Source organism: Nonomuraea antimicrobica, assembly GCF_039536965.1.
Taxonomy (GTDB): Bacteria; Actinomycetota; Actinomycetes; order Streptosporangiales; family Streptosporangiaceae; genus Nonomuraea; species Nonomuraea antimicrobica.
Genome location: NZ_BAAAZP010000004.1, coordinates 62,258 through 74,369, shown reverse-complemented (window position 1 = coordinate 74,369; position 12,112 = coordinate 62,258). Strand labels below are relative to the sequence as shown.

Genomic DNA, 12,112 nt, shown 5'->3' with positions numbered 1-12,112 from the left:
CCCCTGGAACGCCGCGGGCGCGGGCCCATGCGGCCCCGCAACCGGCTGGGGCGGCGGGTTTCGCGGGCCGGTCGCGGGCGGTGGCGGCCCCGTGACCGCGAACGAGCCGGTCGCGGGCGGTGGCGGGCCCGTGGCCGCGAACGAGCCGCCCCTCTCGGCAGCCGGGGACCGGGGCGGGCCCGGGGTGACGAGGGAGACCATGAGCTGCTGCGCCGCCGGTCGCCACGCCGGATCCTTGGCCAGGCACGACGCGATCACCTCACGCAGCCGCGGCGGCAGCGCCGACAGGTCCGGCTCGGTGTGCAGCACCCGGTGCAGCACGGCCGGCACCGTGTCGGCCCCGAACGGGCTGGTGCCCGTGGCCGCGAACACCATCGACGCCGCCCACGCGAACACGTCGGAGGCCGGCCCGGCCGGTGAGCCGCCGATCTGCTCGGGCGCCAGGTAGGCGGGCGTGCCGATCAGCCCCGAGGTGATGGTCGCCGCCCCCTCGGCCCTGGCGATGCCGAAGTCGACCACCCGCGGCCCGTCAGGCCCCAGCAGCACGTTGGCCGGCTTGAAGTCGCGGTGCACGATCCCGGCCGCGTGGATGGCCGCCAGCGCCGTGGCCGTGCCGACGAAGAGGCGTTCGAGCTCGCCGCCGCGCAGGGGCCCGCGGTCGCGTACGCGTTCGGCCAGCGACGGCCCTTCGACGAACTCGCTCACCACGTACGGCCGCGCCCCGCCGGTGGACACGTCGAGCACCCGCGCCGTGCAGAAGGACGCGATGCCCTCCAGCGCGTCCAGCTCGCGCGCCAGGCGGGCCCGCGTCTCCTTGTCACCGGTGTTGAGCAACTTGATCGCGACCGGTTCGCCGTCGGGGGAGTGGGCGAGGTAGACCACGCCCTGCCCGCCTTCGCCGATCCGTCCGGCCAGACGGAACACACCCAGCGTCGCCGGATCGTCGGGGGTGAGGGGGCTCGCCATGGTCGCTACGTTACCGGTCGCCATGCGGAAGCAAAGATCCACCGGTACCTTGTTTCGTCGTGTCAAATCACTCCTTACGCGGAGGTATCCGGGAAGTGTCGAAGATCACGTTCCGCGAACGGGCGCGGTACTGGTTCGACAACACCATGTCCAGAGGGACGGCGTCGCTGATCGGCTGGCTGGCGGTGGTGTCGGCCGCGATGATCGTCGTGGTGACGGTGCTCACGCTGTGGCTGGCGCCCAACGAGCCGGAGGGGGTGGAGAACGCGGGGGAAGTGCTCTGGATCTCCCTCATGCACGCGCTCACCCCGAGCAAGGTGGCCAGCGACAAGGGCTCGATCGCGTACATGACGGTGATGTTCGCCGGGTCGCTCGGCGGGCTGTTCATCGTCAGCCTGCTCGTCGGCCTGCTGTCGACCGGGCTCAAGGAGCGGCTCGACCGCCTGCGCAGGGGACGCTCGCGAATCGTCGAGTCGGGGCACACGGTGATCCTCGGCTGGTCCGACCAGGTGTTCACGATCGTGACCGAGCTGGTCAAGGCGCAGGCCAGCCAGAAGCGCTCGGTCATCGCCGTCATGGCCGACCGCGACAAACTGGACATGGAGGAGGAGATCCGCGAGCACGTCGGCAGCCTCGGCGGGACCCGGCTGGTCTGCCGCACCGGGCGGCCCACGGAGCCGCGCGACCTCGCCCTGATGAACCTGGCCACGGCCAACTCGGTGGTCGTGCTCTCCCCCGAAGGGGACGACCCCGACGCCCACGTCATCAAGATCCTGCTCGCCCTGGCCAAGCGCGACGGCGCCCACCCCCCGGTGGTGGCCGCGCTCACCTCCAGCCGCAACATCGCCGCCGCCCGCCTGGCCGGCGGCCCTGACGTGCACCTCGTCGACTCCGACGACACCGCCTCCCGGCTCATCGTGCAGTCCTCGCGCCAGTCCGGCATGTCCGTGGTCTGCATGGACCTGCTCAACTTCGACGGCGGCGAGGTCTACCTGCGCACGCCGAAGAAGCTCGTGGGCATCACGTACGGCGAGGCGCTGCACGCCTACCAGACCGCCTCCGTGATCGGCCTGCGCCGCCCGTCCGGCGTCGTGCTGAACCCGCCCATGGACACCGTCGTCAACGCCGACGACCAGGTCATCGTCATCGCGCACGACGACTCCCACGTACGCCTGGCCGCCGGCAAGCCGTCCCTGGACGAGCCGGCCGTGGTCATGGCGGGCAAGGCCCCCGCCGAGCCCGAGCGCACGCTCCTGCTCAACTGGAACGGCCGCGCCGAGCAGATCGTCCGCTACCTCGACGGCTACGTCGCCCCCGGCTCGGTCCTGGAGATCGCCTCCGACCACCCCAAGGCCGGCTCCGGCCTCGCCGGGCTGCACCACCTCACCGTGAACGTCAAGGACTGCGACACCTCCGACAGGTTCGCCCTGGAGTCGCTCGGCGTCGGCCTGTTCCAGCACGTCATCGTGCTCTCCGACGACCGCTTCGAGGCCCGCCACTCCGACACGCGCACGCTCATGACCCTGCTCCAGTTACGCGACATGCAGAGCGCGCTCGGCGAGCACTACTCGATCGTCAGCGAGATGCACGATGAGAACAACCGCGCCCTGGCCGAGGTCACCGAGGCCGACGACATCGTGATCAGCGACACGGTCATCGGCCTGCTGCTGGCCCAGCTCGCCGAGAACCGCCACCTCGCGGACGTCTTCGGCTACCTCTTCGACTCGCGCGGCTCGGAGATCTACCCGCGCGCGGCGGGCGACTACGTCAGGGCGGGCACGCAGGTGTCGTTCTCCACGGTGGTGGAGTCGGCGCGGCGCAGGGGCGAGACCGCCATCGGCTACCGCGACGCGACGGCGCGCAACAAACCACCGCATTACGGCATCGTCCTGAATCCGGACAAGTCCCAATCCGTCACGCTGGGGCCCGGCGACTCCGTCATCGTCCTGGCGGAACGCTGACCTGCCGGGAAAGAGACGTTTCCCGCTCGGGTGATGGGTTAGCGTTTGCCCGTGAGGACCATCGACTGGGTGGACGGAGCCGTCGAGCTCGTTGACCAGACCCTCTTGCCCGACAAGTGCGTCATGCTGCGTATCCAGACGGTCGCCGAGCTGGTGGACGCCATCCGCCGCCTGGCCGTGCGCGGCGCTCCCGCGCTCGGCGTGGCCGGCGCGCTCGGCGTCGTGCTGGCCGACGGCGACCCCGGCCAGATCGCCGAGCTGCGCGCGGCCCGCCCCACCGCCGTCAACCTGGCCTGGGGCGTCGACCAGGCCGCCGCCCGACTCGGCCATGGACGGGAGGCGGTGCTCGCGGCGGCGCTGCGCGTCCGCGACGACGACATCGCCGCCTGCCGCGCCATGGGCGAGCGCGGGGCCGACCTCCTCGAAGGCGACCGGCTGCGGATCATGACCGTGTGCAACTCCGGCGGGCTGGCCGCCGTCGAGCGCGGCACCGCGCTGGGCGTCGTCCAGACCCTGCACGAGCGCGGGCGGCTGACCGAGGTGCTGGCGCTGGAGACCCGCCCGCTGCTGCAGGGGGCCCGGCTCACCACGTGGGAGCTGGCCAGGATGGGCGCGCCGCACCGGCTCATCGCCGACTCCGCGGGGCCGTACCTGCTGGCCAAGGGCGAGGTGGACGCGGTGCTCATCGGCGCCGACCGCATCGCCGCCAACGGCGACACCGCCAACAAGATCGGCTCGTACGCGCTCGCGCTCGGCGCAGAACGGGCCGGGGTGCCGTTCATCGTGGTCGCGCCCGAGTCCACGATCGACCAGAGCACCCCCACCGGCGACCAGATCGAGATCGAGGACCGGGGCGCCGACGAGATCGTCACCATCAGAGGCGTACGCGTGGCGCCGGAGGGCACCCCGGCGCTGAACCCGGCCTTCGACGTGACGCCGCACGACCTGATCAGCGCGATCGTGACGGAGCAGCGGGTGATCAGACCCTAGAGAACAGGACACGACAGGACAGGACGGGCCGCGACCCAGACGAAATCCACGATCTCCGGGACCTGTGCGCATTCCCCGCGTTACGCTCAGTCGTCACGACCGCGACCCCCCGGAGATCACTGTGGCCATCGACCTGGTGACACGACGTGATTGGAACGCCCGCGCGCCGCGCGGCGACTACACACAGCTCGACTCCACCAAGGGAGTCAAGGTCCACTACACGGGCGGCAGGGTCGATCCGGCCATCGTCTCCGACCACGACCGCTGCGTGGCCCTCGTACGCTCCATCCAGAGCTACCACATGGACGGCAACGGCTGGATCGACATCGGCTACTCGTTCGTGGCCTGCCCGCACCGCAAGGTGTTCGAGGGCCGCGGGCTGCACCACCTGCCCGCCGCGAACGGGCCAGGGCTCAACTCCGGCCACTACGCCGTGCTCGGGCTGGTCGGCAACACCGGGCTCATCGAGCCGCCCGACGCGATCCTGCACGCGATCCTCGACGCCGTCCAGTACGTACGCGACAGCGGCGACGCCGGCCGCGAGATCAAGGGTCACCGCGACGGCTACGCCACCGACTGTCCCGGCGCGCCCCTCTACGGCTGGGTCAGGCGCGGCGCGCCCCGCCCGGGGGAGGACGCCGAGGGCCCCACGACGCCGCCGTTTCCCGGGCGGCCGCTGACGTACCCGCCGGTGACGCGCGGGCAGGACGTACGCACCTGGCAGGCGCAGATGCGCGAACGCGGCTGGGACCTCGACGTCGACGGCGCCTACGGCCCCGCCTCGCGCGACGTGTGCCGCCGGTTCCAGCGGCAGCAGGGCGTGACCGACGACGGCATCGTGGGGCCGGTCACGTGGCGGCTGGCGTGGGAGGCGCCGGGCGGCTAGGTTCCGCCCCGGGTTACTCGGTTTCCGATGTTCCGCCTACTATCCGAACATGGAACTGGCAGCGGGGTTCACGTCCATCTCACGGGACGACTGGCGCGCTCTGGCGGCGGAGGTGCTGCGCAGGTCCTGGGCCGGTGCCGGCGCGCCGGAGGAGGCGCTGTGCAGGACGACCTACGACGGGGTCAAGATCGCGCCCCTCTACGACGTGGACGACCTGCCGGGCGACGCCGGATCGCCCGGCGCGGCCCCCTACGTGCGCGGGTCCCGCGCCGCCGCCGGATGGGACGTGCGGCAGCGGCACGCCGTGGCCGACCCCGAGGCCGTGCTGACCGACCTGGAGAACGGCGCCACCTCGCTCTGGCTGGTCGTCGGCGACGGCGCCATCCCGGTCGGCGAGCTGGGCACGGTGCTGAAGGACGTCTACCTCGACCTCGCGCCGGTCGTCCTGGAGGCCGGAGAGCGCTCGCGCGAGGCCGCCGAGGTCCTGTTCGGCCTGGCCGCCGACCGCGGCACGGCGCCGATCGGCAACCTGGGCGCCTCCTGCCTGCGCGGGCCCGGCGGGCTCGGGCTGGCGCTGCGCTGCGCCGCCGACTTCCCCGGGCTGCGGGCCGTCACGGTCGACGCGACGCCGTACCACGACGCGGGGGCGGCCGACGCCGAGGAGCTGGCCTGCTCGATCGCGCTGGGCGTCGCCGAGCTGCGGGCGCTGACCGGCGGCGGGCTCTCCACCGCGCGGGCGCTCGGCCAGCTAGAGTTCCGGTACGCCGCCACCGCCGACCAGTTCGCCACCGTCGCCAAGCTGCGCGCCGCGCGCCGCCTGTGGGCCAGGGTCGCCGAGGTCTGCGGCGCCCCCGAGGCCGGCGGGCAGCTCCAGCACGCGGTCACCAGCTCGGCCATGATGACCGCCCGCGACCCGTGGGTGAACATGCTGCGCACCACCCTGGCCTGCTTCGCCGCCGGGGTGGGCGGGGCGGACGCGGTCACCGTGCAGCCGTTCGACGCCTGCCTGGGGCTGCCCGACTCCTTCTCGCGCCGCATCGCCCGCAACACGCAGTCGCTGCTGCTGGAGGAGTCGGGGCTGGGCCGGGTGATCGACCCGGCCGGCGGCTCCTGGTACGTCGAGCGCCGCACCGCCGACCTGGCCGAGGCGTCCTGGGCGCTGTTCCAGGTGATCGAGGCGGCGGGGGGCATCGCGGAGGCGGGAGACCTCGTCGCGGCCAGGATCGCCGCCACCCGCGCCCGCCGCGAGGACGACGTCGCCCACCGCCGGCTCCCGATCACGGGGGTGAGCGAGTTCCCCGACCTCGCCGAGAAGCCCGTGCGCCGCACGCCCGCGCCGCGGGGCCCGGCCGCGCAGACCCCGCCGGGCGCGCTTCCTGGGGCGCCGCCGCCGGTGCGCTACGCCGAGCCGTTCGAGCGGTTGCGCGATCTGGCCGACGCCCAGCCCGAGCGCCCCACGGTGTTCCTCGCCACCATCGGCCCGCTGTCCGCCCACACCGCCCGCGCCACGTTCGCCGCCAACCTCTTCCAGGCGGGCGGCCTGGCCACCGAGACCGCCGGGCCCGGCAGCGACCCCGAGCAGATCGCCACCGCGTTCGCCGTCAGCGGGGCCGTGGTCGCCTGCCTGTGCTCCAGCGACCGGCTCTACGACGAGCACGCCGCCGCCGTGGCCACCGCACTGCGCAAAGCGGGTGCGAGAAAGGTGTGGCTGGCGGGGAAGGGTAGCTATGAAGGCGTCGACGACAACCTCTACGCCGGTTGCGACGCCCTGGCCGTCCTCCGCGAGACGTTCGACGACCTGGAGGTGACCCGATGATCCCGAACTTCTCCGACATCCCGCTCAGCCCTCTGCCGGAGCGGGCGGCGGCGGGCCCGCGGCCGGAGGGCGAGGTCTGGGAGACGCCCGAGGGCATCGCGGTCAAGCCGCTCTACACCGCCGCCGACCTCGACGGGCTCGACTTCCTGCGCACCTATCCGGGCGCGGCCCCCTACCTGCGCGGCCCGTACCCCACGATGTACGTCAACCAGCCCTGGACCATCCGCCAGTACGCGGGCTTCTCCACGGCGGAAGACTCCAACGCCTTCTACCGGCGCAACCTGGCGGCCGGGCAGAAGGGCCTGTCGGTGGCCTTCGACCTGGCCACGCACCGGGGCTACGACTCCGACCACCCCCGCGTGGCCGGCGACGTGGGCATGGCGGGGGTGGCCATCGACTCGATCTACGACATGCGGCAGCTCTTCGCCGGCATCCCGCTCGACCGCATGTCGGTCTCGATGACCATGAACGGCGCCGTCCTGCCCGTGCTCGCCCTGTACATCGTGGCGGCCGAGGAGCAGGGCGTGCCGCCGGAGCAGCTCGCGGGGACCATCCAGAACGACATCCTCAAGGAGTTCATGGTCCGCAACACCTACATCTATCCCCCGGCCCCCTCGATGCGGATTATTTCCGATATTTTCGCTTATACCAGCGAAAAGATGCCGAAATTCAACTCCATCAGCATCTCCGGCTACCACATCCAGGAGGCCGGCGCGACGCTGGACCTGGAGCTGGCCTACACCCTCGCCGACGGGGTCGAATACCTGCGCGCCGGGGTCGGCGCGGGCCTCGACATCGACCGGTTCGCGCCGCGGCTGTCGTTCTTCTGGTGCATCGGCATGAACTTCTTCATGGAGGTCGCCAAGCTCCGCGCCGCCCGCCTGCTCTGGGCCGGCCTCGTCGCGGGCTTCGACGCCAAGAACCCGAAGTCGCTGAGCCTGCGTACGCACAGCCAGACCTCCGGCTGGTCGCTCACCGCGCAAGACGTCTTCAACAACGTCGCCCGCACCTGCGTCGAGGCCATGGCCGCCACCCAGGGCCACACCCAGTCCCTGCACACCAACGCCCTCGACGAGGCCCTCGCGCTGCCCACCGACTTCTCCGCCCGCATCGCCCGCAACACCCAGCTCCTCCTGCAGCAGGAGTCCGGCACCACCCAGGTGATCGATCCCTGGGGCGGCTCCTACTACGTCGAGCGCCTCACCCACGACCTCGCCGAACGCGCCCTGTCCCACATCGAGGAGGTCGAGGCCGCCGGCGGCATGGCCAGGGCCATCGAGGCCGGGCTGCCCAAGCTGCGCATCGAGGAGGCCGCCGCCCGCACACAGGCCCGCATCGACTCCGGGCGGCAGCCCGTGATCGGCGTGAACAAGTACCGCGTGACGAGCGACGAGGACATCGAGGTGCTCAAGGTCGACAACAGCGCCGTACGCGCCCAGCAGCTCGACAAGCTCGCCCGCCTCAGGGCCGAACGCGACCCCGAGGCCGTCGGCCGCGCCCTCGACGCGCTCACCAAGGCCGCCGGCCACCCCGCCCCCGGCCTGGAGCACAACCTGCTCAAGCTGGCCGTCGACGCCGCCCGCGCCAAGGCCACGGTGGGGGAGATCTCCGACGCGCTCGAGCGGGTGTTCGGCAGGCACGCCGAGCAGGTGCGTACCATCACTGGCGTGTACCGCGACGAGTCAGGGTCGGCCGCCGGCATCGAGCGCGCCCGCCGGGCGTGCGCGGACTTCGAGCGGGCCGAGGGCCGCCGGCCGCGCATCCTGGTCGCCAAGATGGGCCAGGACGGCCACGACCGAGGCCAGAAGGTGATCGCCACCGCCTTCGCCGACCTCGGCTTCGACGTCGACGTCGGCCCACTGTTCCAGACGCCGGAAGAGGTCGCCAGGCAGGCTGTCGAGGCCGACGTGCACATCGTGGGCGTCTCGTCGCTGGCCGCCGGGCACCTCACGCTGGTGCCCGCGCTGCGCGCGGCCCTGGCCGCCCTCGACGCCGCCGACATCATGATCGTCGTGGGCGGCGTCATCCCGCCCGGCGACCACGACGAGCTGCGGGCCGCGGGCGCCGCCGCGATCTTCCCTCCGGGCACCGTGATCGCCGACGCCGCCCTCGACCTGCTGGAGCAGCTCGCGAACCGTCAGTAGGTGCCCTGCTCGCACATCGTGACCGTGATCGTCCGCTGGACGGAGACGGGCGAGGTGATCCGCACGGTGACGTTGTGGACGCCGCCGGTGCTCCTGAGCGCGCGCGGCGAGGTGATGTAGCGCCGGCCGTCCTCGGAGATGATCGCCGAGGAGCGGCCCGCGGACGCGCCGTCGATGACCCAGGTGTAGGTGAAGTTCACCTGCGCGCCCGTACGCTGGACCAGCGCCTGGAGCGCCACCTCGCCGCCCGCCCAGCAGTCGCCGTTCCGCGTGCCGTTGGGGCGTACGGAGACGAGCTTGAGCGCGCCCGCGGCCGGGACCGTCTCCCCGTCGGTGGGGAGGGCGCTCGGGGTGTCGTCCGTCTGCGGGGTGGGCTTGGCGGTACGCGTCCTGCGCGACGGGGTCTCCGTCGGCGTCGTGGCGGGGGAGTCCTCGGGGGAGGTCGTGGCCGCGCCGGTGACGGCCATGTTCTTGGTCTTCGGGGTGGGCGTGGTCGGGGTGAGCCAGACGATCGCGATGGCCAGCGCGCACACGCATAGGCCGGCCACGAGAGCGATGACCACGGTCCTGAGCCGGCGCCGCCCGCGGCGCTTCCCGGCGGGCCGCGGCTCCTGCCCGGCCTCCCGTGCCTGGTCCTCCACGACGCCACTCGCCTGGGCCTCGTACGCCGTCTGCTCGTACGCCGCCTGCTCGTACGCCGTCTGCTCGTACGCCGTCTGCTCGTACGCCGTCTGCTCGTACGCGGGCTGCTCGTACGCGGGCGGCTCGGGTGCCGCCGGGGCCGCGTGGGGCGTCTCGACGGGGGAGGAGAGGTCGAACAGCGCCTGCATCGACGAGGCCGCCTGCTCTGCGCCCCCGTGAGCGGCGGCCTCGTGACCGGAGCCCTCGTGCCCGGCGGCCTCGTACCTGGGGGCGCCGCCCCACTGCTCGTACGCCTGCGCCGGATCCTCGTGGTGCGCGACCGGATGCCGGTACGGCTGGTCGTTCCATGGCGCACCCTGGTGAGGGCCGGGGTACGCGGAGTACGCGGACCGGGCGTCGTGCTGCGGGCCGCTGTCAGCGGGATGGGCCGCCGCGGGGTCGTGGCGCGGGTCGTGGCGCGGGTCCGGGGATCGGCGGTGGCCGGACGGCTGCGCCGGGTCCTGGTAGGGATCCTGGTAGGGCTCCCGGGCGCGGTGCGGCGGGGGAGTGCTCTGCGTACGGCCGGGGGCGCTCACGTGGGGCAGGCTCGGGAGCACGGCCGTCTCGGCTCCGGGGCTCACGGGCGGCTCCCACGATCGGTCGGGGGTCTGCTCCCAGGCCACGTCGGGCGTCTGGTCCGCGGTGGCGCCGTAGGACGCGCCATGGCCCAGTCCATGGGCGGGACCGGTGGCGGGTGCGGCGCCGGACGTCGGGGCCGCGTACGGGGCGGGCTGCCGCCGCGAGGGCGCGGCCAGCCGCAGCAGCACGTCGCGCATCGCGGGCCGGGCCGCCGGATCCTTGGCCAGGCAGGCCGCCACGATCTCCTGCAGCGGCCGCCCCAGCTCCCCGAGCTGCGGCTCCTCGTTCAGGATGCGGTTGATCACCGCGGGCAGCGCGTCATCGCCGAACGGCGGCACCCCCGTGGCCGCGAACACCAGCACCGACGCCCACGAGAACACGTCGGCCGCCGCCCCCACCGGCTTCCCGGCGAGCTGCTCCGGCGCCATGTACGCGGGCGTCCCCACGATGTTGCTGGTCGCCTTCATGCCCGAGCCCAGCGCCACGGCGATGCCGAAGTCCACCACCCGCGGCCCGTCGGGCCCGAGCACGACGTTGGAGGGGGTGAGGTCGCCGTGGAGGACACCGGCCTGGTGGATGGCGTCGAGCGCGGTCGCGGTCGCCACGGCGAGCCGCAGCAGCTCCGGCCCGCCGTGCCGGCCCGCCTGCTGCAGCGAGGGCCCGTCCACGTACTCGGCCACGATGTACGGCCTGCCGCTGGTCGAGGCGTCGAGCACCTGCGCGAGGCAGAACGGCTCGACCTTGCGCGCTGCGGCGATCTCCTTGGCCAGGCGCTCGCCCACGGCGAGCCCCTCGCGCAGCACCTTGACGGCGACGGGGGTTCCGTTGCGTGCCTGGCCGAGATAGACGACACCGTGGCCGCCCGCACCGAGCCGACCGACCAGCCGGTAGGGTCCCACCGCTGCCGGGTCGCCCTCGCGAAGGGGTTCGACGTTGGGCATGAGGGGAGTGACTCCTGTGACGGCTGAGATGAGAACTCCAGCACCCTACTCGCAAAGGTCAAGACTTGTCAGAAGTTAGGCTGATCAACTGGGAAGAAGGGGGTAAATGGGGTGCACTCGCTGGAGGACTACGCCCGCGGCGTACGGGCGGGGTCACGTACCTGGATCGCCCGCGCGATCACGCTGGTCGAGTCGACCAGGCCCGACCACATGGCGCTGGCACAGCGGCTGCTCGTCGACCTCACCCCCCTCTCCGGACGGGCCCGCAGGGTCGGCGTGTCGGGGGTGCCCGGCGCCGGGAAGTCCACGTTCGTGGACGCGCTGGGCACCCGGCTGACCGCGCAGGGGCACAAGGTCGCCGTGCTGGCCGTGGACCCGTCCTCCACGCGAACGGGCGGCAGCATCCTAGGTGACAAGACCCGCATGTCCCGGCTGGCGGCCGACCCCGCCGCGTTCATCCGCCCCTCGCCCACCTCCGGCACGCTCGGCGGCGTCACCAAGGCCACCAGGGAGGCCATGGTCGTGGTCGAGGCGGCCGGTTTCGACATCGTCCTGGTGGAGACCGTCGGCGTGGGCCAGTCGGAAACCTCGGTGGCCGACATGGTGGACACGTTCCTGCTGCTCACCCTGGCCCGCACGGGTGATCAGCTCCAGGGCATCAAGAAGGGCGTGCTGGAGCTGGCCGACGTCATCGCCGTCAACAAGGCCGACGGCGAGTACGAACTGCCCGCCAGGAAGGCCGCCCGCGAACTGTCGGGGGCACTGCGCCTGCTGCGCTCAGGTGACGCCCCGCCGCCCGTACTGACCTGCAGCGCGCTGACCGGCGACGGGCTCGACAAGCTCTGGCGGCACGTCCTGGCCCACCAGGACGCCCTCGACCTGGCCGCCAAACGCCGCCGCCAGCAGGTCCGCTGGACCTGGACGCTCGTCCAGGACCGGCTGCTGTCTGAGCTGCGCAACGACCCCGAGGTGGTGGCGATCACCGAGGAGGTCGAGCGCGAGGTGCTGGCCGGAGAGATCACCCCGGCTCTGGCCGCGGACAGACTCCTTTCCGCTTTCAGACGCCCCCGATCCTGAGGACGGGGAGATCGCCTGCGGCCTTCCGCCAGATTCCTGGAGGAATTCCAGGTCATGTCGATCGCGCGGTT

8 protein-coding genes are annotated in these 12,112 nt (G+C 72.7%); 6 read left to right on the top strand and 2 right to left on the bottom strand.

The window, feature by feature from the left end:
* The coding region (locus tag ABD844_RS01570) for a serine/threonine-protein kinase (RefSeq protein ID WP_344872115.1) at nucleotides 1–966 on the bottom strand (966 nt) is incomplete at its 3' end.
* 95 nt (nucleotides 967–1,061) lie between these two features.
* On the opposite strand from ABD844_RS01570, the gene ABD844_RS01565 reads away from it, so the two are divergent.
* The 5 genes from ABD844_RS01565 (at nucleotide 1,062) to scpA (ending at nucleotide 8,763) form a co-directional block, all read left to right on the top strand.
* Nucleotides 1,062–2,927, top strand: coding sequence for a CASTOR/POLLUX-related putative ion channel (locus tag ABD844_RS01565; protein ID WP_344872113.1), 1,866 nt, complete (start codon nucleotides 1,062–1,064; stop codon nucleotides 2,925–2,927).
* 51 nt (nucleotides 2,928–2,978) lie between these two features.
* On the top strand, nucleotides 2,979–3,917 hold the full coding sequence (gene mtnA, locus ABD844_RS01560; RefSeq protein ID WP_344872111.1) for an S-methyl-5-thioribose-1-phosphate isomerase: 939 nt from the start codon (nucleotides 2,979–2,981) through the stop codon (nucleotides 3,915–3,917).
* Between the two features lie 136 nt (nucleotides 3,918–4,053).
* On the top strand, nucleotides 4,054–4,803 hold the full coding sequence (locus tag ABD844_RS01555; RefSeq protein WP_344872109.1) for a peptidoglycan recognition protein family protein: 750 nt from the start codon (nucleotides 4,054–4,056) through the stop codon (nucleotides 4,801–4,803).
* A 49-nt stretch (nucleotides 4,804–4,852) separates the two neighbouring features.
* Nucleotides 4,853–6,619, top strand: coding sequence for a methylmalonyl-CoA mutase family protein (locus ABD844_RS01550; RefSeq protein ID WP_344872107.1), 1,767 nt, complete (start codon nucleotides 4,853–4,855; stop codon nucleotides 6,617–6,619).
* Nucleotides 6,616–8,763, top strand: coding sequence for a methylmalonyl-CoA mutase (gene scpA, locus ABD844_RS01545; RefSeq protein ID WP_344872105.1), 2,148 nt, complete (start codon nucleotides 6,616–6,618; stop codon nucleotides 8,761–8,763). The genes ABD844_RS01550 and scpA overlap by 4 nt, the downstream gene beginning before the upstream one ends.
* On the opposite strand, the gene ABD844_RS01540 is transcribed toward scpA, so the two are convergent.
* Nucleotides 8,757–10,964: a serine/threonine protein kinase gene (locus ABD844_RS01540; protein ID WP_344872103.1), complete on the bottom strand. Its 2,208-nt coding sequence runs from the start codon at nucleotides 10,962–10,964 to the stop codon at nucleotides 8,757–8,759. The genes scpA and ABD844_RS01540 overlap by 7 nt on opposite strands.
* A gap of 111 nt (nucleotides 10,965–11,075) precedes the next feature.
* Between ABD844_RS01540 and meaB the strand changes: the two genes are divergently transcribed.
* A complete protein-coding gene (gene meaB, locus ABD844_RS01535) occupies nucleotides 11,076–12,041 on the top strand; it encodes a methylmalonyl Co-A mutase-associated GTPase MeaB (RefSeq protein WP_344872101.1) in 966 nt (321 codons plus the stop codon).
* Nucleotides 12,042–12,112: the final 71 nt, after the last annotated feature.

Coding starts and splice junctions, on each gene's coding strand:
- ABD844_RS01540 (WP_344872103.1), bottom strand. CDS start 10,964: ATGCCCAACGTCGAACCCCTTCGCGAGGGCGACCCGGCAGCGGTGGGA.
- ABD844_RS01550 (WP_344872107.1), top strand. CDS start 4,853: ATGGAACTGGCAGCGGGGTTCACGTCCATCTCACGGGACGACTGGCGC.
- scpA (WP_344872105.1), top strand. CDS start 6,616: ATGATCCCGAACTTCTCCGACATCCCGCTCAGCCCTCTGCCGGAGCGG.